Origin of the sequence: Flavobacterium erciyesense (genome assembly GCF_018069925.1) — a bacterium.
Lineage (GTDB): Bacteria > Bacteroidota > Bacteroidia > Flavobacteriales > Flavobacteriaceae > Flavobacterium > Flavobacterium erciyesense.
In genome coordinates this window covers 57,310-77,050 of sequence record NZ_JAGPXB010000016.1, presented here as the reverse complement: position 1 = coordinate 77,050, position 19,741 = coordinate 57,310, and the positions used below count along the sequence as shown (strand labels likewise).

Below are 19,741 nucleotides of genomic sequence, written 5' to 3'. Positions count from 1 at the left end.
ACTTTTTTCAATTTTTAAATACATCAAATGAAAGCAATCATTTTACGAGAAATTAAATCCTTTTTCGGCTCACCGATAGGTTATTTAGTAATCGCTATTTTTTTAATAATCAACGGCCTATTTCTGTGGGTTTTTGAAGGAGAATACAATATCTTAAATACCGGTTTTGCTGATCTAACACCGTTTTTCACGCTGGCGCCATGGCTTTTGATTTTCTTAATTCCGGCCGTAACCATGCGCAGTTTTTCTGATGAGCGAAAACAAGGAACCTTAGAACTATTGTTAACCAAACCGCTTTCAGTTTGGAGCATCGTAAATGGTAAATTTATTGGCGCCATTGCTTTAATTGTTTTGGCAATCATCCCCACATTTATCTATGTATTTAGCATTTCATCATTGGGTTTACCCGAAGGAAACATTGATATGGGCAGCACAATTGGTTCGTATTTTGGGTTGTTTTTTCTCATTGCGGCCTATTCAGCCATCGGGATTTTCACCTCTACCCTATCTGATAATCAAATCGTAGCTTTTATTGTAGCGATTTTTTTATGCTTCTTTTTCTATTTCGGTTTCGAAGGATTCTCCTCCATTTTACCTATAGGATCTTCGTTTGTAGCTTCGTTAGGAATGCAAGATCATTTTAAAAGTATGAGCCGCGGTGTACTCGACAGCAGAGACATCATTTACTTTTGCAGCATTGCGGTACTATTCCTTTCGTTTACTGTTTTTAATTTAAAATCTTTCAAATCGTAATGACATCTTTTAGAAAAAATAACATCAAATCAGTACTACTCGTTTTAGCAATTGTACTTGTTGTCAATGTACTTAGTCGTTCGTTTTTTCAGCGTTTTGATTTAACGGCAGACCAACGTTACACCTTATCAGGAACCTCTTTGGGAATCATAAAACAAGTTGATAATCCGCTGTCAATTAAAGTGTACTTGCAAGGCGATTTACCTGCAGAATTCAAAAGATTACAGGTAGAAACCAAACAACTTTTAGAAGAATTTCAAGCCTATAACAGCAATATTGTATTTGAATTTGTTGATCCTTTAGAGAATGAGGAAAGCAGTATGGACAACATAAAAGAGCTATACCGCAAAGGCCTTACCCCAATCAACATTACCGTTGATGATAAAGGAAAACAATCACAAGCGATGGTTTTTCCATGGGCAATTGCCGTTTATAACAACAAAGAGGTGAATATTCCTTTACTTAAAAACATGATGGGCGCATCTACAACTCAAAAAGTAATTGGTTCTGTGCAACACCTTGAATATTCAATTGCAGATGGTTTGAATAAAATTATCAAAGCCAAGCAAAAGAAAATTGCCGTTATTAAAGGAAACGGCGAGTTGCAGGACATTTTGATGGCAAAATTTTTATTACAAGTACGTGAAAGCTATTACATCGGACCATTTACTTTGGACTCGGTTGCCAAAAGTCCCGTTGCAAGTTTAGAAGCACTTACAAAATACGATTTGGCTGTGATTGCCAAACCAACTGAAACCTTTACCGATTCTGAAAAACAAGTCCTTGATCAATTTATCATGAACGGAGGGAAAACTTTGTGGTTGGTAGATCAAGTGGTTGCAGAAATGGATAGTTTATACAATGATGCTGGCGCTACATTGGCCTACCCTCGCGATTTAGGATTAAACGATATGTTTTTTAAATACGGTTTCCGAATTAATCCTGATTTGATAAAAGACGAACAAGGAAGTCCAATTAAACTGGCGTCGGGCGAGCAAGGATCTGCCACACAATACCAAGAATTCAATTGGAAATTCGCACCGCAAGTGTACCCTACAAGCACGCATCCAATTGTGAAAAATTTAGGCGGCATCAAATTTGACTTTGCCAATCCGATTGACACTTTGAAAAACGGCATCAAAAAAACAGTTTTGCTACAATCGTCACCTTATTCGAAAAAAATAGGAACACCAGCCGAAGTAAACTTGAATATTGTAACCGAAAACAGTTCTCCACAAGAATATTTAAATAAAGGAAACCTGCCAATGGCAGTACTTTTAGAAGGAGACTTTCACTCGGTTTATGAAAACAGAGTACTGCCATTTGAACAAAATAAATTTAAAGGCAGTGGAAAACCAACTAAAATGATCGTGATCTCGGATGGCGATTTAGTCAAAAATCAGTTAGATAAAAATTTCCAACCAGTAGAACTAGGTTTTGACCAACGCTCTGGAAATGTCTACGACAACAAAGATTTCATGATCAATTGCGTAAACTATTTACTTGACGATACTGGACTTATTAACATTCGCAGCAAAGACTTGACATTGCCATTGTTGGATAAAGAAAAAGTATATGCCTCTTACACCCAAACGCAGTTAATCACCATTGGACTGCCGCTTGTGGTATTGCTAGTTTTTGGATTGTTATTTACCTATATTCGTAAAAAAACATACAGTAAATAGCATCTAGTGCAACTACTTGTTCAGTTGATTTAAACAACTTTTAAAATAGTAAAACCAACAATAGCAAGGCCTTGATAGCCAAAGCAAGAACTAGAGTTTGAAAAGCTTTTTTTTAAAGAAATATGTTAATAAAAAAGTTTCCATACTAGAATAGTTTACGATATATTTGTACACCCTATCGCTTTTTTGACAGATGAAAAGGCTTTAAAAATAAAATAAAACAGATGAAATTTATAGTATCGAGTTCGTACTTATTGAAACAATTACAAGTTTTAGGTAATGTAATTAACAGCAACAATACCTTACCTATTTTAGATAATTTCTTATTTGATTTAGACCAAAATGTTTTGACAGTCTCTGCATCTGATTTAGAGACAACTATGTCTGCATCATTGACAATTGATTCCGAAAGTAAAGGAAGCGTTGCCGTGCCAGCAAAATTGCTCCTTGAGATTTTGAAAACATTTCCGGAACAACCCTTGACTTTTACTGTTGAAGAAAATAGCACTATCGAGATTAGTTCTAACTCCGGAAAGTATGCTTTGGCGTATGCACCTGGTGAAGAGTTTCCTAAATCAGTTCAATTAGAAGATCCATCTGTTACGTTAGTTCCTGCTGATGTTTTAGCTACTGCAATTAGCAAAACCATTTTTGCAGCTGGAAATGATGATTTGCGTCCGGTAATGTCGGGAGTGTTTTTTCAGTTTTCGCCACAAGGATTAACTTTTGTTGCAACTGATGCACACAAGTTAGTAAAATATGCTCGTACAGATGTAACTGCATCTCAAGTAGCGGATTTTATCATGCCGAAAAAGCCTTTGACTATTTTAAAAAATATTTTAGGAAGTTCTGATGCTGAAGTAAAAATTGAATATAACGATTCGAATGCTACTTTTTCTTTTGATAATTACATTTTGATGTGTCGTTTAATCGATGGTAAATATCCAAATTACGAAGCTGTAATACCGAAAGAAAACCCAAATAAATTAATGATAGACCGTTCTCAATTTTTGAGTTCAGTACGTCGTGTGGCTATCTTTTCGAACAAAACTACACATCAAATTCGTTTGAAAATTGCTGGAGCTGAGTTGAACGTTTCGGCAGAAGATATTGACTATTCAAACAAAGCTGAAGAAAGATTGACTTGTGACTATCAAGGTGATGACATGCAAATAGGATACAATTCTCGTTTTTTAACTGAGATGTTGACCAACTTACAATCGGATATGATTATGCTTGAAATGTCGTTACCAAACAGAGCCGGAATTTTAACTCCAGTTGATGGATTAGAAGAAGGTGAAACCGTTACCATGCTGGTAATGCCAGTAATGCTTAACAGCTAAGATTACCATTTAATATACGCTATTAACCAAACCATTTTTATATTGAAAAAAACCGCTATTCAGATTTGAAAAGCGGTTTTTTTATTGCTAAATTTTCGTGTACGAAATGCATTTTTGTATTGCCTTTTTTCAACGCTTCTTTGGCGTCTTTATGATTTTTTTCGAATGTCTCAATATTAGTCCCTTTACAAATTCCGTAAGAGTAATGATATTTTAGAATTTCTAAATCTTTCTTATCAAACACTTTCTTTTCATTTTTACACGTTGAAAAATAACTACTACAATTACTGCTGTCATAATTTTGAAAAAAATAACCTAAGGATCGTAAAAAAAGAATTTTTGTATCAGTTAAGATTTGCTCATCGCCTAAATCTTTCTGCTTATTCATTTTTAAAGTGCAAGCATTAATATTTTGCTTGCTATTCCAATTTAAATAGTAACCGTCTTTACTTAAAATTCTAGGATCTAAATTGGCATCCGTTCCATTCTCAATTGCATAAATAACATAGTTTGACTCTTCTTTATTTTTTACAAAACTGATTTTTAAAGAATCAACTTCCTTGTCAAGATATTTGGCAAAATCAACGAGATGGTTTTTATAATATTTATCTACTGATTTATCGAAGTAAATTTTAATTATATCTTTCCATATTTTCATTGTTGGCGCTAATCTATCTTCTTTTCTTTGATATTTTTTGTTGTAAACAAGCTGTTTGTACCTTTCTAAAAAGACGGAATCTTTTTCTTCATAAGCCACTCTAACTCCCTTTAATTCATAGCCTGAAACCTCAATCAACGTATCAGCTTTATCTACAAAAAAACCTACTGAATCAATTTCTTTATTCTTTTTTCGAAGTTCTTTAAAATTTTTAGAATTCATGAAAGTGGCAGATTTTGAAACACCGGAAGTATGATGCTGAGCAAAACAAAGCAGAGTACTTAAAAGAAAACAGAGATAAAAAATATTTTTTTTCATAGTTTTAGAAATTCAATTTTACTCTAAAAATAGTCATTTATTGTAAATAAATACTTAAATATCATTTTATTTAAATCACTCCCATTTTTTTCATTAAAAAAGTAGCGCTTTTGTTTTTACAAATTCCGTCACGCAGTTTGTAATCAAAGTGTAGTTCATCATTAATAATCTCCACTTCAAAACATTTATTAGTTAAAACATTAGGGTAATCATTAGTAGTCAAACACACTTCGATATCGTGAGTAGCAATGGCTCCAATGGCTTTTTTACCGATGGCTTTTTTTACTACTTCAATCGTTCCGTTTCGTTTATCATCTGAGTTCGTTCCGCGTAATATTTCATCCAATAAAACAAATGCGGGTTGACTTTCAAGCTCGTCCATAATTTGCTTCAAGCGCTTAATTTCGGCAAAAAAGTACGATTCGCTATCTGCCAATGAATCAGACAAACGCATCGAAACCAAAACCGGTAACGGATGTACATTGGCAGCAGTAGCGCAAATAGGAGCGCCAATTCCGGCCAAAACCATATTGACACCCAAACTACGTAAAAATGTACTCTTGCCCGACATGTTCGAGCCCGTTAAAATTAAAAATGACTGTGGGTGAAAAGACACCTCATTGGTTACTCTGCTTCGAGAATTTAGTAAAGGATGACTCAAATCTTTAAAATCAATTTGATACTTATCGTTAATCACCGGATATACAAAATCCGGATTATTGTAGCTCAAATTAGCCAAACTATTCAGCATCTCTATTTCGCCAATCACTTGTAACCATTTAGGAAGTTCAGTTCCATGCGTATTTTTCCAGTGCAAAAGCTGCCTAAATACGTGTAAATTAAAAAGAAAAGTACCATTAAAAACAGTAGCTGTTACAAAATTACCTATGCTATCCATCCTTGAGAACAATTCCGACAAGTATTTTAAATGTGCGCTTGCTGTACTTTGACTGCTCGATAACTGCTGTTGTAATTGATTTAATTTTTGGGATGTAAACGACTCTTGCTCTATCTTTTGCAGTAGCAAACTGTATTGAAAAATAATCGCATCAATTTTGGTTGAAGTGGCAACATCAGCCATAATTCGTTTGACAACACGGCCTAAAATAATCAAGTTGAACACAAAAACATAGCCTGCAAGAGTGGCATAATAAGCATTAGATGTAAAAGCATACACTAACAACAAAACCAAAAATAAGGCGGGAGTAGCATACATTATTACTACAATCCAACGTGGCAGCGGTGCACTGTTGAATGATTTCCAACGGAGCAAACTTTCGTAACTAGCAGCACTGTCGTCACCTACTTTTGCTAGGGCTAAAAACTCTTGACGCCAATCGATTTTTGATGCTAATTCCTGAATGGCTTCTTGATTCTGTTCTATTTCTAAAGGAGTTGCAACAGTCAATAAACGATTCGCCAAGGTTTTCTCTCCAATATGTGTAGCAGTTCTATTTATATTTTGAAATAACGAATGCGCTCCAAAAATATCCAAATCATACGCATACGGATGCTGAAAGTCATTGAAAGCTACACCATCTTTAAAAGGGATACTACTGTCGTTTAAATAATCAATTTCATCCTTGTTGATATCGATCAGCGCTTGATTCAATTTCCTTTTTATGCCAAGTGTAGTATGTATTCGCATTAAAATTATAAATAACACGAAACCAATTGCAGCTGCTACGGCATACATTGAGTCTGTTGTTTGATTATAATAGTAAAGACCCACAAAAAAAAGCACAACCACCAGTAATCTACCTATACTGATTGTGTTGTGCTTTCTTGAAAAAACGAGTGCTTCGGCAGTAAAAAGAGCGTGTTTTGAATTATAAATTTGCATAGTAATAAAATTGAAAAGCAAATATAGTGAAATTGCATGGAGCGCTCCTTTCTCAAAAAAACAGTGACGCCGCTATACTACAAGTTACGCAATAACCATAACTTAAAAGCCTCCCTTGCTCATCAAACGATTTCACATTCGAAAAACAATACAAGCAACTATTAAAAATTGACAACTATGCCACAAAACAGCTCTTTTCTACTCTACCTCGGCAGGAATGGCTAAAATTGGTAAATCAGTGTAATTGGCTATTTTTCGGGTTAAACTCGAATTAAAAATACTTGCCAAAAAGCTTCTTTTGTAATGTAACAAAGTGAGTATATCAATGTCTTTTTGCTGAATAAAATCGTAAATAGAACCTTGAACGTCATCGCTAATCATAACGTGAAATTCTACTGGGTCGGCACTAAACTCATCTTCCCAAGCTTTAATCGTATCTTTGACAACATCAGAATTAGCTGTTTTTACATACAAACATTTTACTTTAGCTCCTGTTTTGCGCGCTATAGCCAAAACCTGTTTTAAAGCTTTTTTGTCTTTTTTTCTAAATCGAGTCGTAAAACAAATTTGGTGAATGGGTCTGTATTCAGCATCCCCAGGAACGCACAATACGGGAACAGTTCCGTCAGTTATAATGTTTGCCGTATTGGTGCCCGCAAAAAAATCGTCCCAACCTTGCACTCCATTAGTTCCCATGACCACAAAATCAATATCTTCATCTTGAGTAATATCAAAAATGCAAGAGGTCAAATCGCCTTCAGTCAATCTATGCGATAATGTAATGTGCTGCAAATTGCGTTCTTCTGCAATGGCGCGCAATTTAGGAACCTCATCTTTGAACTGTTCAAAATTAGTCAACTCGACTGAGTTGTATAAAATGGTGTAATTAGGTGGAAAAAACGAACTGTCAAAACTAGGCGCATCAAAGGTGTGCAACAATACGATTTCAGCTTTTACTTTATTTGCAAATTCTAAGGCATGTACAAAAGCATTTGTGGCAACAGGAGAAAAATCGGTAGGGAAAAGAATTTTTTTCATAACATTTAAAGTTAAGAGATTAGTTGTTGTAACAAAGGTAGGCTCTTACTTGCGCTTGAAGTATGACATTTGTCATAATAGCATCACTATTTTAAAATTATTTTTCAGTGACGGAGTTGTCTTGCGCTCCCACCAATTTTGGTTACTTTTGTATAAAAATAAATCAACATGATCGCTCAAGATTCCATCGTTGCCCTTGCCACACCATCTGGCGCAGGAGCAATTGCTATAATACGAATTTCTGGTCAAGATGCTATTCCTATTGCTGATAGTGTTTTTAAATCGATAAAAAATAAAAATCTAGTCTCTCAAAAAACTCACACCCTTCATTTAGGTCATATTGTAGATGGTTCCAAAACGCTCGATGAAGTATTGGTTTCTGTTTTTAAAGGACCAAATTCCTATACCGGCGAAAATACCATAGAAATTTCTTGTCACGGATCAACTTATATTCAGCAGCAAATTATACAGTTATTGCTTAGAAAAGGATGCCGAATGGCCGATGCAGGTGAGTTTACCCTACGTGCTTTCTTGAACGGAAAACTGGATTTATCCCAAGCCGAAGCGGTAGCCGATTTAATTTCGTCAGACAATGAAGCCAGCCATCAAATTGCGATGCAGCAAATGCGTGGCGGATTCTCAAACGAAATTGCCAAATTGAGAGAAGAGCTTTTAAACTTTGCTTCGCTTATCGAACTCGAATTAGACTTCGCCGAAGAAGATGTAGAGTTTGCAGACAGAACCCAGTTTCACGAATTGTTGAATAGAATTGAGTTTGTCCTAAAACGCTTGATTGATTCCTTTGCGGTGGGTAACGTAATTAAAAACGGAATTCCTGTTGCTATTGTGGGCGAGCCTAACGTAGGAAAATCGACGCTTTTGAATGCTTTACTAAACGAAGAACGCGCCATTGTATCGGACATTGCAGGAACAACGCGCGATACAATCGAAGACGAGTTAGTCATTGGCGGCATTGGTTTCCGCTTTATTGATACGGCTGGTATTCGCGAAACCAAAGACTACGTAGAAAGTATAGGTATTCAAAAAACTTTTGAGAAAATAGAACAAGCGCAAGTGGTTTTGTATTTGTTTGAAAGTTTCAGGTTTCAAGTTTCAGGTTCAGAGTACATCCTTGAAATTGAAAAAGTAAAAAATAAATATCCTTTAAAACCATTACTAGTTGTAATCAACAAAATAGATTTAATTTCGGTTGAGGAAAGAGATTCTATCAGCCAGCAACTTGACAAGTTAAACGTGCAGCAAGTATTATTAAGTGCAAAACAAAAAATTGGCATTGACGAACTCAAAAACCAATTGCTTTCCTTTGTCAACACTGGTGCCTTGCGGAACAATGAGACCATTGTGACCAACACCCGTCATTATGATTCCTTATTAAAAGCTCTTGATGAGATTAGCAAAGTAAAATACGGCCTTGAAACCAACCTTTCTAGTGACTTGATGGCGCTTGATATCCGTGAAGCATTATACCATTTCGGGATGATTACCGGTCAGGTGACAAATGATGAATTGCTGGGGAATATATTTGCGAATTTCTGTATCGGCAAATAGCACCACAAAAAAACACAAAACAAAACACACTAAACCCTTTATTTTAAAGGGTTTTTTCATTTTTACAACTTTTTTATTTTGTTCAATTTTGGCATTTTTTGCATCATTTTGTACCTAAATTGTACCTCGATTTAATTTTTTGTATATATTTGAAAAATAGAGTCAAATGATGTCCCTTATTTACCCTTATTTACTCTTAATTATCCCTAAGTATTCATAAAGCATTTTATATGAGTTCAAATATTGAAATTATAAGAGTCTGTGAACAATGCAAAAAAGAGTTTATTGCAAGAACTACAGTGACAAAATATTGCTCGATGGCTTGTACCAAAAAAGTATATCGATCAAGGCAAAAGAGCATAAAAATTAATGCGAGTAATAAAGAGACTTTTTTGAAAGTTAACAAGATTAAAGAACCAGTTAAAGACAGAGATTTTTTAACAGTAAGGCAGGCCTCTCTCCTATTGAATATGTCACCAAAAACGATATATAGACTTATCGAACGCAATGATATCAATTCCTTCAACTTCTCTGAAAGAAAAACAACTATTAGAAGAAAAGATATCGATTTCTATTTTGATGTAAATCTAAAAATATTAGAAAAAAATAAAATCGATTTAATGACCGATTACAATTTAGAAAACTAGTATACCATACAGCAAATACAAGATAAATTTAAAATTTCAAATGGTGCATTATATAACATAATAAGTAAATTTAAGATTCCTAAAAGGAAGCAAGGAAAGTACACGTTAGTAAAAAAAGAGCATATTGAAAAAGTATTAACATAAAAGAGATGAGCAAAGTCACATTACGAAATAAGAAGCTTGTTGGCGGTAAATTGAGTCTCTACTTAGACTATTATCCTCCTATTATCGACACTAAAACTGGCAAGGAAACAAGACGAGAATTTTTAAAATTATTTATTTACGAAAACCCAAAATCACAAGAAGAGAAAAAGCACAATTCAGAATCCAACGATTTGGCTGAATTGGTAGCTGCAAAACGATTAGTACAGTTAAGAAATAAAGAATTTGGTTTTAAGGAAAATATTAACCTCAACATTAATTTCATTACCTTTTTTAAATCGGTTGTTGATGAACATTACAATACAGGAAGCAAATCTAATTATCAAACATGGAAGGCATCTCTTAACCATTTCACACTACTATTTGGTGAAAAGGTAATGACTCATCAACTCTCTTCAAATCATGTAAAAAAATTCCGTGCCTATTTATTGACGGCAAAAACATCAAGGGGAAAAGCCGATAAGAAACTATCCGTAAATACCGCGTCATCCTACTTTAAAAACTTTATTGCTGTTTTAAAATTAGCTTATAAGGACAATTTAATTACTGAAAACTTATCCGAAAATGCTGAATATATCAAAGAGCAAGAAACACACAGGCAATATTTAACCGAAGAGGAACTCGGAATTTTATGGAAAACTGAAATAAAGATGGAAAAAGTAAAACACATGGCACTATTTTCAGCTTTGACAGGACTTCGGTTTGTAGATGTAAATAATCTGGATTGGAAATATGTTTTTAATGATAGCCATCAAAATCATTACATCATGTTACGAGAACAAAAAACGAAATCAATTCATAACCATCCAATTTCTAAAACTGCATACGATATATTAAAAAAGCAAGGAACAAAACAAGGTTTAATTTTTGGTAATATAAAATACCATGAGATTACAAGACCAATGAAAGACTGGATTGAGAAATCTGGAATCCAAAAGAAAATTTCCTACCACAATTTTAGACATAGCTATGCTACCTTACAATTAGCTAACGGAACAGATATTTATACGGTATCAAAATTACTAGGACATAAAAACCTTTCTACTACTCAGATTTATACCAAAATACTGGACAAAAACAAAATTGAAGCTGCTAACCGAATTAACTTAGATTTAGATGGATTACAATAAAATTTACGAGGAAGAATACAACAAGAACTATATTTTTGAGCAAAATTCCATCAAAGACGAACTGTTGAGATATAAAGAAAAAAACAAAACTTTCAGCTTCGCTTACAATAATATTTTAGAAAGAATCCAAGTTAAAATCAACAGTAATGAAATAACAAAAAACAGTACTTTAAATAATACATTTCATGTTTTTAAAATATCAAGAAGTAATTATCCCGAAGCTTTTATCAATCTAGCCCTCAAAAACGATACTTTGGACCATTTTAAGTCTATTAGTTCGCAAGATCTCCCAACAAATTACTCCTTCATAAATTTTACCACTGATTTGGCTAAATTAATGTCATCTACTGAAATTAGTAGATTATTTAATAATCATAATGTGCTATTTAGTATGATGTATGAACTTGATGATTTTAGAAAATTTGAGCTTGTTTCCTATAACAATTTAGCATTAGAAGACACCCCATTATTTAAAAAACTACATAAAACACTTTACCCTGATACATATGTCAAAATAGTGAAAGCAACTGGTGAAATTCAAACAAGTAAATATCAAGAGGTAGAATTTGAAATAAGTAAATTTTCTCTTGAAGAAAAATTACTTTTATTACATGTTTGCCATTTAAAAACTTCTAAAATCCCAGTTACAGAGTTTTGCAAAATCATGTTAATAACAAATAACATAAATGATTTTAGAATGTTTATTGAAGAACCAAGTAAAAATTATTATTACACCAGAGTTTCGAAAGGTATTGAAGCTTATAGTTCGATAGAGAAAAAAAGAGAGCTTATAAATTCGACAATCGATAAGATTAATTATTTCAAACTCCCTGCTATCAATTCAAGACTAAATCTAATTAAAAAAGAGATTTAAGAGATTAAAGAAATTAACGATAAAACAAACTAAAACACAAACAGCTAAACAAAATTAGCTGTTTTTTTATGCCTTTCGCCACCAAAATATAAAACAAGTGCCTTAAATACAACTGTTTACAAATATGCAATAAAAACTAAGCAAAACCTAAACACATAAAGATAGCAAAACATCACTCATACTTTTGGTTTAAAATTATATAATCATTTAAACAAATTAACTATGAGTAATTTCAACATGCCCTTTTCAGAGATAATAAATTTAATTTCTGATCAAGTTGCCGAAAAGGTTTTAAAGAACCTTAATCCCTCAAATTCTTCTACTGAAGATATCTTCATGAACATTGAAGAAACTGCGAAACTTATTGACCTTAGTGTCTCGACGGTTTATGGTCTCGTGCATAAAAACAAAATTTTTTTTCACAAAAAAGGGAAACGTTTGTACTTCCTAAAATCTGAAATCTTAGATTGGATTAAAAGCGGTAAAAAAGAAACGACATCAGAGCTTGAAAGTAGAGCAAACGAGTATTTATCTAAAAACAAATTGTTTTAAGCGTCAATCTAACGTAAAAATAACGAACAATGGAAAACTATTTATACACCTGCCAATATTGTGGCAAAGACTATTTACCAAAACGTAGAGTGAAACAAAAGTATTGCAGCAACAGTTGCAGGACAAGAGCTTTTGTAATGCGTAAGTTAAAAATAGTAAACATGTCAACAGTTGAAGATAAAAAGGAATCAGAAAAAAAATCCGAAGGTATGAGCTGGCATGGTGTTGGAAATGCCGCAGCAGGAACTCTAGCCGTGAATGCTTTGACAAGCATCTTTACCAAAGAAGAAAATAAACCTGCAACTAAAAAAGACATACAGAATTTATTGGGTTCATTAAAACAACGCTATCAACCAATTTTGAACTTAGCAATTAGACCTGATGGAGCAAAGGCATTTTATGATTTGCAAACTCAAAGTATTGTTTATTTAAAAAGACAATTACCATGAAAGAGTTTAAAGAACTAGGCTTCATAAAGCTAAACAGAGCAATTCTTGAATGGGAATGGTATCAAGACCATAACACTTCACGACTTATGATCCATTTGCTATCAAAGGCAAATTATACAGTAAAACAATGGCAAGGTTATACTATAAATCCAGGTGAATTAATAACATCAATGGATAAACTTAGCAAAGAAACAGGACTATCGCTTACTGCTATTAGAACATGTTTGAAAAAACTAAAAAAAACTCATTATATCAATACTCACAGCACAAACAAATTTACTATCATAAAAATCAATAAATCAGATATTTATGACGCTCCAAGTATTACAAATAACGAGCAAATTGGCAATCAAATAACAAACGGATCGCAAACGACAAACAATCCATTAACAACAACTAAGAAAGTAAAGAAAGAAGAAGATGTTAAAGAAAGATTAGAAAATTTTAAAAATCAAGTTTTCCAATTTTTAAAATTTTATTCAAAAGAGCATTTAAATGGCTTCTATAACTATTACAGCACTATAAATAGTCAAACTGGGCGCCCAAAATTTGAAGAATATAACAACTGGAATTTAAAAGATCGCCTTAAAACCTGGAGAAGTATTAATTCAAGTTCAACAAGTCAAACATTTTCAAAAAACAGATAACTATGATGGAAATTCCACAAAAATTAAAACCAGAAAACTTTATTATTGAACCTTTGGTTCAAAATTATAATAACCAAACAATAATAATTAAACCCAAGATGTACTTAAGAAATTATACCATGAAAGAAATAAGAAACTTATTTTTTGTTGAATTCAAAAATAAGTTTAATCGTGAATTTGAACTTACAAAGGATAGCAATGAATTACTTTGTACCATTATTTGCTACTTCTACCAGGACCATAGATTTTTTAGATCTCCTTGCCTAGTTATTCCAGAGGGTACTACTCCTTCTTTTGCAAAAGGCCTTTTAATAATGGGGAATTATGGAATTGGAAAATCAAGTATCCTTTTAGCCTTAGAACAAGTGTTCAATAAATTTGTATTTTTTAATCCAGCATCACATTTTAAATCAATAGCAGCAAATGATGTAGTAATTGAGTATGAAAAAATACAAACAGCCGAGGAGAAAGAGGACTTTTATCTAAAACATCAAAGAGGGTTTCGCTTTTATGATGATGTCAAAACGGAAGATGTCGCCTCAAATTATGGAAAAGTAAACCTGTTTGAAAAAATATTATTCTTAAGAAATTCCAAACGTTCAAAAACATTAATTACTTGTAATTTTGACGAAGCATTTCCAAATGATTACGAAAAGGGTCTTGACGAATTTGGATTAAAATACGGTGGACATCTTTATGACCGTATTTTAGACAATTTTAATTTCATTCAAGGTAATGGCAAAAGTTTTAGAGGTAATTTTTAAAAACTTAGATAAAAGAACATGTCTCAAATGGAAAAACATCAAAAACAAACAAATAGAGAATAAAAAAGGAGCAGTAAAATTAAATACTACTCCTTTTTTTTGTAAATTAAATTTTAGCTATTGTCAGCTATAACACGGTGCAATTATTTTTCGTTTTTAACCATTGCCTGTGAATACTGAAACTTATCTTCATACTTATTATAAGCTGTAGCAATACCTCCCAATAATTCCCATTTATCTGCTAATAGTTTATTGACTTGATTTTGAATATCAAGTGAATTAAACCCCACTACGACTGTATATACCATAATTTCTAAATTTAACGTTTTGGTGTATTTCCTCTTGATGGGCCAGAAGGATTCCCTGTTTTACTAGGGTAATTAGGATTGGAGTTGCCCCTTGACGCTCCTGTTGATTTTGAACTGTTCCCACTGTTTGTTCCTGAATTTTGATTTGCATTTTTCATAATTTTTAATTTTAAAATTTACCTACTCTATCTAGCTTTTCGGCTTCCGCTTTAATTATGATTCAAAATTCAGAAATAAAAAAAAACTGATATAATACAGAATCATATCAGCTCATGTTGAGGAACAAAATCGGTTTTTAGGAAAACAAGATCGGTTATTTTTTGTATTCTTTTACAGAAGATTGGTAGTTTTCAGAAACCTGCAGAAACTTTGATTCTAATTTACCGCCAAGAGAAAAAACATCTACTTCAACGGACTCATTCTTTTTATGATAGTTTTTTATGTGTTGTTTGTTTACACGAAATGATTTATGGATGGTTATAAATTGTGATTTTAGCAACCCTTTTTCTTCCATTTTTGAAAAGGAAAAATCAATCAGATTTTCTGGTTTGCGGTTGGTAAAGTGAATTAGTTTGTTGTTGGATTCAGAGCCGTTGTTTTTATCCGCTGATAAATAAACAATGCTATTAATGGCAATTTTATTGCGCTTAGTTGCTCCAAAATCCAAATGGATGAATTCTTCTTTTTTGAAAAGTTCTATCTCCTTCAAAAAGCGTTGTGCAGTTTTGATGAATTCTTGTTCTGTAAATGGTTTGGTTATATGATCCACACAGATATCGTAATCTCTTTTCAAACTTTCAATCTCTTTAATGTATTGCGAAGTATTACTGCTTACAAACATCACTGGTAATTTCAATTGAAAAGCAACTTCCATCCCAGTCATGTAAGAATCTCCTAAGTTTAGGTCTAGAAATAATATTTCTGGTTGTGAAATTTTTATTTCCTTTAGAAAGACTTTTGCAGATGAGCAAGAAGCTACCACCTCAAAACTACTAATACTCTCAAGTACTAGCTGGTTTAGTTTTAATTGTTCTTTATTATCGTCGAGTAAGGCAGCTTTAAATTTGGACATAATATAGATTACTTCTGTGGTTTAGTTTACCAAATGTACTTTTTCAAACTTCATGATAGTAGTTCTTTAACAGTAAAAATTACATTTATAAATTAATTACAGGTTAAATAACTAAGGAATTGACAAATTTAGTCCAATAAAGTTTGTTTTACCTCTTACTTTAAAAATAAATTGGGAAGCAAATTAAAACTCATTTCAAAATACAAAATTTATAATTGACTTGAACAAAAAATTTAAATTCTTTTGCCTTCCGTTTATCTTTTTTAAATCAAGTGTATAGTTGATTTTAAATTAGACGAAAATGAAAAACCGAAAGGTTACATAAAATGATTTGGAAGATTATTTTCATAAAATCTAATAATATAGTCATGTAAAACATTACTACTTAGATGATTTACAGCAATATTATTGATTAAAAATATTTTACATTTTTTTATATTTTTCTCTATAAAATTTAAACTTATTAATAAATACATATGCTTTTTCTCTTCCTTTCACTTTTTTATAAATATTAAAACATTGTCTTACAAGTGTTTCATATCCTAAACTTTCACTTACAATTTTAACATTGTGTAAATGAAAAATTAATCTACATAAATCATCATCCTGAACATATTCAAATCTCTGTGAATACCTCCAAATATCCCTTTTAAGCCTATTGGTTGCCAATTTTTTTTATTAAGTGTACTATTTTTATTAATATTTATAAATTCCTAATACTTCAAAATAACTGTCAATAAGTTCGTTGATGAATTTGAGTTCATGTTTTTATTTGTTTTCAATTAAACTTTTATTTACTACTCCGATGATCTGTTGTAAAATTTCTAAATATTGCATGTTAATTGATTTTTGAATGTTTATTAAATTCTAAAACTCCTGAAACAACTGTAAATAGCTTATCAATACTTTTGGATTCATGATTTTAGTTTTTTTCGGTTAAAGTTTTAATTACTACTTCGATGATCTGTTCTAAAGTTTCTAAATACTGCATGTTAAGTAGTTTTTGAATGTTTATAAATTCCTATTACTCCTGAGATAATTGTCAATATGCTTATTAATACTTTTGGATTCATGATTTCACTTGTTTTCAGTTAAACTTTTAATAATTACTTCGATGATCTGTTCTAAAATTTCTAAATACTGCATATTAATTATTTTTTGAATTTTTATAAAGTCCTAATAATCCTGAAACAACTGTCAATAGCTTATCAATACTTTTGGATTCATGATTTTAGTTTTTTTCGGTTAAAGTTTTAATTACTACTTCGATAATTTGTTCTAAAATTTCTAAATAATGCATGTTAAGTAGTTTTTGAATGTTTATAAATTCCTATTACTCCTGAAATAATTGTCAATATGCTTATTAATACTTTTGGATTCATGATTTTACTTGTTTTCGGTTAAACTTTTAATAATTACTTCGATGATCTGTTCTAAAATTTCTAAATACTGCATATTAATTATTTTTTGAATTTTTATAAAGTCCTAAAACTCCTGAAACAACTGTCAATATGCTTATCAATACTCTTGTATTCATGATTTTACTTTTTTTCTGTTAAACTTTTAATTACAACTTCGATGATCTGTTCTAAAATTTCTAAATACTGCATGTTAATTGGTTTTTGAATGTTTATAAATTCCTAATACTCCTGAAATAACTATCAATATGTTTATTAATACCTTTGGATTCATGATTTTAATTGTTTTCTGTTAAACTTTTAATTTTTATTTCTGGTGTAAAATTACATTAACACATATCAGAAATAATTTTCTGTTCAGGGGTGAACAGAAAATCAAAAGAAAAGGGGAAGCAAATAACTTAATATTTTCTTCCCCTTTTTTTAAATAATGTAATCCTCTATATGTTTGACACTAATCTAATTTCATTCTTTTCAATTTCTATTTTATAAGTACCTAATGAATTATTAAGTAACAAATTATCAAATTCAAAATTTTTATTTAAATAAACTTTCGTGTAATTTTCATCTTCTACTTTTATATGATTCGTATTTACCAACAGACTAACTTTCTTTCCAATATTATCATCAATATATAAATCTATTTCTATGAATCTGTTCTCGTTTAAATAAACATTATTAAGAATTTCTTTTATATTTTGTTTATCAACGCCACCTCTAATCGTTAATTCTGTATTAAACAAAGTTTCATTAACCTTAATCTTATTATATATTTTACAGTTATTATCATTTTTGCAAAATGAATAAGCTTTCTTGCTAGATAAGACTACAAAAAGCACATCCCTTAGTGGCATGTATATTGGCTTTAAGAGTTGCTTATGATCAGAAATTAAAAACTCTTTGTCATTATCTATATTCAAGTAATAATGCTTTTTCACCTTGTGTTGCACTTTATAAATTATTCTAAAGTAGTCCTTTAAGTAATTTAATTTATTTGAACTGGTAAAATATGGTATCAATCGATTGGAGGTTACATCTTCAATAACTATTTTTAAAAAATCTAAGTATTTAAAGAAATAATCAATGAAGAAATTTAGTGAATTTGAATATAATTCAAACGATATGGAATGATCCTCATCATTTTTGTAGATTAACATCGAGGTCATACAAGATTGAAAATCACAGTACACACCTTCATTAAGATAAATCTTGGTCTCCAATTTTTCTAAATAATCATATAATCGAAACTGAATTTCCCTTATAATAATGTCCAATGGTAGCCTATTACTTTTCCACAATACTTTAATAAAATTCTTATTATTATACAGATTTATTTTATCTCTAATATTTTCTATTGATTCTTCATAACCGAACTCAGCCTCTGCTAATAATACTTTTATTGATTCAAGCTGGTCATCACCTTCAAAGAGTTGTTGAATATAATTGTCACTATGATTACCATCCAGATAGATATTAGTTAGATTAGGGAAAAATTTATCTATAAATTCCAAAAATTCTAAATTTATAATAATTTGATTATTACGTAAATCTAAAAATTTTAAACTGTAGTTTGCTTGTGAAATTATAAAGCTTTCATTAGTTAATTGATTATTTTTTAAAATTAAGTCCTCCAGTTTTGGAGGAGAATTATCAAGAGACAAATCATCTATGAAATTAGAAGACAAATCAATACATTCAATTTTTTTTGGAAAAATATTAAAGTTAATTGGACTAAAAATACTATTTCCACTTAAATCTAAATTTATTAATTTAGGTAAGTCTAAATAAATTTCGTTTATGTTGATGATAAAATTGAAACGTACACTTAGTACTTTTAAAGTTTTACTAAATCTTTTAAAAGAATTTCTAAAATTATATAAAAGATACAACTCTTCAACTTTATTTAATCTCAATAAATTTTCTAAATCTTTGTTAGATAAAGGAAGCCAGCCAAGCTCAAGCACTCTAGATTTATTATTATTTATAAAGTCAATCGTGCTTTGCGGCAAAGCATCATATGGCAAATTATAAATTTCTTTATACAAATCAAGTAATTCTGATTCTAAATTCAGTCTTTCTTTAATACTGTTTGCAAAACGACTAAATAAGAGTTTAAATTTAATTTTAGTTAGTAATTCTCTAGCATTTTCATCTGCTGAGAATAGCATCAAATCTATAAAATCGCCATGAATTGCGAATACTTTTACTTTCGTAAAAAAAGGTAGGAATTTTGAAAGATCAAAAAATCCAAATTTCAGAATCTCGACACCATCTAATCTTTTATCAAAAATTGTATTATAATCATCATCTTCATTAAACTCTCTAATCACCACCTTTTCTTCCATATCAATTAAAAACAATTTATTTGGAGGGACTGTTCGCTCGTACATAACTGAATCAAGAATTAAATCTGAATCATCTAGCTCTAAATCACTTTTAATTAATTCATATTTTAATTTTTCCGAAGTCAATATTGACAATTCTTTTATTTCCATATCATCTTATTAGGTT

The 19,741-nt window shown here is 31.2% G+C and carries 18 protein-coding genes; 11 read left to right on the top strand and 7 right to left on the bottom strand.

The window, feature by feature from the left end; genetic code table 11:
* Window positions 1-27 precede the first annotated feature (27 nt).
* The 3 genes from gldF (at window position 28) to dnaN (ending at window position 3,781) form a co-directional block, all read left to right on the top strand.
* Window positions 28-753, top strand: a complete 726-nt coding sequence (gene gldF / locus KBJ98_RS13755) for a gliding motility-associated ABC transporter permease subunit GldF (RefSeq protein WP_210791477.1) — start codon at window positions 28-30, stop codon at window positions 751-753.
* Window positions 753-2,438, top strand: coding sequence for a gliding motility-associated ABC transporter substrate-binding protein GldG (gldG, locus tag KBJ98_RS13750; protein WP_210791476.1), 1,686 nt, complete (start codon window positions 753-755; stop codon window positions 2,436-2,438). Before gldF ends, gldG begins: the two co-directional genes overlap by 1 nt.
* A gap of 224 nt (window positions 2,439-2,662) precedes the next feature.
* Entirely contained in the window at window positions 2,663-3,781 is a 1,119-nt protein-coding gene (gene dnaN, locus KBJ98_RS13745; RefSeq protein ID WP_166137668.1) for a DNA polymerase III subunit beta, read from the top strand.
* Window positions 3,782-3,836: 55 nt separating this feature from the next.
* Here dnaN and KBJ98_RS13740 read toward each other — a convergent pair whose 3' ends face one another.
* The 3 genes from KBJ98_RS13740 to KBJ98_RS13730 form a co-directional block, all read right to left on the bottom strand.
* Complete coding sequence (locus tag KBJ98_RS13740) at window positions 3,837-4,757, bottom strand: hypothetical protein (protein ID WP_210791475.1); 921 nt, start codon at window positions 4,755-4,757, stop codon at window positions 3,837-3,839.
* Window positions 4,758-4,827: 70 nt separating this feature from the next.
* On the bottom strand, window positions 4,828-6,600 hold the full coding sequence (locus KBJ98_RS13735; RefSeq protein WP_210791474.1) for a MutS-related protein: 1,773 nt from the start codon (window positions 6,598-6,600) through the stop codon (window positions 4,828-4,830).
* A 198-nt stretch (window positions 6,601-6,798) separates the two neighbouring features.
* Window positions 6,799-7,638, bottom strand: a complete 840-nt coding sequence (locus KBJ98_RS13730) for a universal stress protein (protein ID WP_210791473.1) — start codon at window positions 7,636-7,638, stop codon at window positions 6,799-6,801.
* 168 nt (window positions 7,639-7,806) lie between these two features.
* On the opposite strand from KBJ98_RS13730, the gene mnmE reads away from it, so the two are divergent.
* The 8 genes from mnmE to KBJ98_RS13690 all read left to right on the top strand — a co-directional run bounded on the left by mnmE (window position 7,807) and on the right by KBJ98_RS13690 (window position 14,432).
* Window positions 7,807-9,207: a tRNA uridine-5-carboxymethylaminomethyl(34) synthesis GTPase MnmE gene (mnmE, locus tag KBJ98_RS13725; RefSeq protein ID WP_210791472.1), complete on the top strand. Its 1,401-nt coding sequence runs from the start codon at window positions 7,807-7,809 to the stop codon at window positions 9,205-9,207.
* Window positions 9,208-9,437: 230 nt separating this feature from the next.
* A complete protein-coding gene (locus KBJ98_RS13720; RefSeq protein WP_210791470.1) occupies window positions 9,438-9,854 on the top strand; it encodes a helix-turn-helix domain-containing protein in 417 nt (138 codons plus the stop codon).
* A 149-nt stretch (window positions 9,855-10,003) separates the two neighbouring features.
* Window positions 10,004-11,146 carry a tyrosine-type recombinase/integrase gene (locus KBJ98_RS13715; protein WP_210791468.1) on the top strand — a complete coding sequence of 381 codons (1,143 nt, stop codon included), beginning with the start codon at window positions 10,004-10,006 and terminating at the stop codon, window positions 11,144-11,146.
* A complete protein-coding gene (locus KBJ98_RS13710; RefSeq protein WP_210791467.1) occupies window positions 11,133-12,020 on the top strand; it encodes a hypothetical protein in 888 nt (295 codons plus the stop codon). The genes KBJ98_RS13715 and KBJ98_RS13710 overlap by 14 nt, the downstream gene beginning before the upstream one ends.
* 222 nt (window positions 12,021-12,242) lie before the next feature.
* Window positions 12,243-12,572 carry a helix-turn-helix domain-containing protein gene (locus KBJ98_RS13705; protein WP_210791465.1) on the top strand — a complete coding sequence of 110 codons (330 nt, stop codon included), beginning with the start codon at window positions 12,243-12,245 and terminating at the stop codon, window positions 12,570-12,572.
* 29 nt (window positions 12,573-12,601) lie between these two features.
* Entirely contained in the window at window positions 12,602-13,021 is a 420-nt protein-coding gene (locus tag KBJ98_RS13700; RefSeq protein ID WP_210791463.1) for a SprT family zinc-dependent metalloprotease, read from the top strand.
* A complete protein-coding gene (locus KBJ98_RS13695) occupies window positions 13,018-13,668 on the top strand; it encodes a hypothetical protein (RefSeq protein WP_210791461.1) in 651 nt (216 codons plus the stop codon). The genes KBJ98_RS13700 and KBJ98_RS13695 overlap by 4 nt, the downstream gene beginning before the upstream one ends.
* 2 nt (window positions 13,669-13,670) lie before the next feature.
* Window positions 13,671-14,432, top strand: coding sequence for a hypothetical protein (locus tag KBJ98_RS13690; RefSeq protein ID WP_210791460.1), 762 nt, complete (start codon window positions 13,671-13,673; stop codon window positions 14,430-14,432).
* A 143-nt stretch (window positions 14,433-14,575) separates the two neighbouring features.
* Here KBJ98_RS13690 and KBJ98_RS13685 read toward each other — a convergent pair whose 3' ends face one another.
* The 4 genes from KBJ98_RS13685 to KBJ98_RS13670 form a co-directional block, all read right to left on the bottom strand.
* A complete protein-coding gene (locus KBJ98_RS13685) occupies window positions 14,576-14,740 on the bottom strand; it encodes a DUF1737 domain-containing protein (protein WP_210791459.1) in 165 nt (54 codons plus the stop codon).
* 11 nt (window positions 14,741-14,751) lie between these two features.
* The gene (locus KBJ98_RS13680; RefSeq protein ID WP_210791458.1) at window positions 14,752-14,898 is read right to left on the bottom strand and encodes a hypothetical protein; all 147 of its coding nucleotides are present in this window, start codon (window positions 14,896-14,898) and stop codon (window positions 14,752-14,754) included.
* A 155-nt stretch (window positions 14,899-15,053) separates the two neighbouring features.
* A complete protein-coding gene (locus KBJ98_RS13675; RefSeq protein ID WP_210791457.1) occupies window positions 15,054-15,812 on the bottom strand; it encodes a LytR/AlgR family response regulator transcription factor in 759 nt (252 codons plus the stop codon).
* 1,858 nt (window positions 15,813-17,670) lie between these two features.
* Window positions 17,671-19,725 carry a leucine-rich repeat domain-containing protein gene (locus KBJ98_RS13670; RefSeq protein WP_210791456.1) on the bottom strand — a complete coding sequence of 685 codons (2,055 nt, stop codon included), beginning with the start codon at window positions 19,723-19,725 and terminating at the stop codon, window positions 17,671-17,673.
* Window positions 19,726-19,741: the final 16 nt, after the last annotated feature.

Coding starts and splice junctions, on each gene's coding strand:
- gldF (WP_210791477.1), top strand. CDS start 28: ATGAAAGCAATCATTTTACGAGAAATTAAATCCTTTTTCGGCTCACCG.
- gldG (WP_210791476.1), top strand. CDS start 753: ATGACATCTTTTAGAAAAAATAACATCAAATCAGTACTACTCGTTTTA.
- dnaN (WP_166137668.1), top strand. CDS start 2,663: ATGAAATTTATAGTATCGAGTTCGTACTTATTGAAACAATTACAAGTT.
- KBJ98_RS13740 (WP_210791475.1), bottom strand. CDS start 4,757: ATGAAAAAAAATATTTTTTATCTCTGTTTTCTTTTAAGTACTCTGCTT.
- KBJ98_RS13735 (WP_210791474.1), bottom strand. CDS start 6,600: ATGCAAATTTATAATTCAAAACACGCTCTTTTTACTGCCGAAGCACTC.
- KBJ98_RS13730 (WP_210791473.1), bottom strand. CDS start 7,638: ATGAAAAAAATTCTTTTCCCTACCGATTTTTCTCCTGTTGCCACAAAT.
- mnmE (WP_210791472.1), top strand. CDS start 7,807: ATGATCGCTCAAGATTCCATCGTTGCCCTTGCCACACCATCTGGCGCA.
- KBJ98_RS13720 (WP_210791470.1), top strand. CDS start 9,438: ATGAGTTCAAATATTGAAATTATAAGAGTCTGTGAACAATGCAAAAAA.
- KBJ98_RS13715 (WP_210791468.1), top strand. CDS start 10,004: ATGAGCAAAGTCACATTACGAAATAAGAAGCTTGTTGGCGGTAAATTG.
- KBJ98_RS13710 (WP_210791467.1), top strand. CDS start 11,133: ATGGATTACAATAAAATTTACGAGGAAGAATACAACAAGAACTATATT.
- KBJ98_RS13705 (WP_210791465.1), top strand. CDS start 12,243: ATGAGTAATTTCAACATGCCCTTTTCAGAGATAATAAATTTAATTTCT.
- KBJ98_RS13700 (WP_210791463.1), top strand. CDS start 12,602: ATGGAAAACTATTTATACACCTGCCAATATTGTGGCAAAGACTATTTA.
- KBJ98_RS13695 (WP_210791461.1), top strand. CDS start 13,018: ATGAAAGAGTTTAAAGAACTAGGCTTCATAAAGCTAAACAGAGCAATT.
- KBJ98_RS13690 (WP_210791460.1), top strand. CDS start 13,671: ATGATGGAAATTCCACAAAAATTAAAACCAGAAAACTTTATTATTGAA.
- KBJ98_RS13685 (WP_210791459.1), bottom strand. CDS start 14,740: ATGGTATATACAGTCGTAGTGGGGTTTAATTCACTTGATATTCAAAAT.
- KBJ98_RS13680 (WP_210791458.1), bottom strand. CDS start 14,898: ATGAAAAATGCAAATCAAAATTCAGGAACAAACAGTGGGAACAGTTCA.
- KBJ98_RS13675 (WP_210791457.1), bottom strand. CDS start 15,812: ATGTCCAAATTTAAAGCTGCCTTACTCGACGATAATAAAGAACAATTA.
- KBJ98_RS13670 (WP_210791456.1), bottom strand. CDS start 19,725: ATGGAAATAAAAGAATTGTCAATATTGACTTCGGAAAAATTAAAATAT.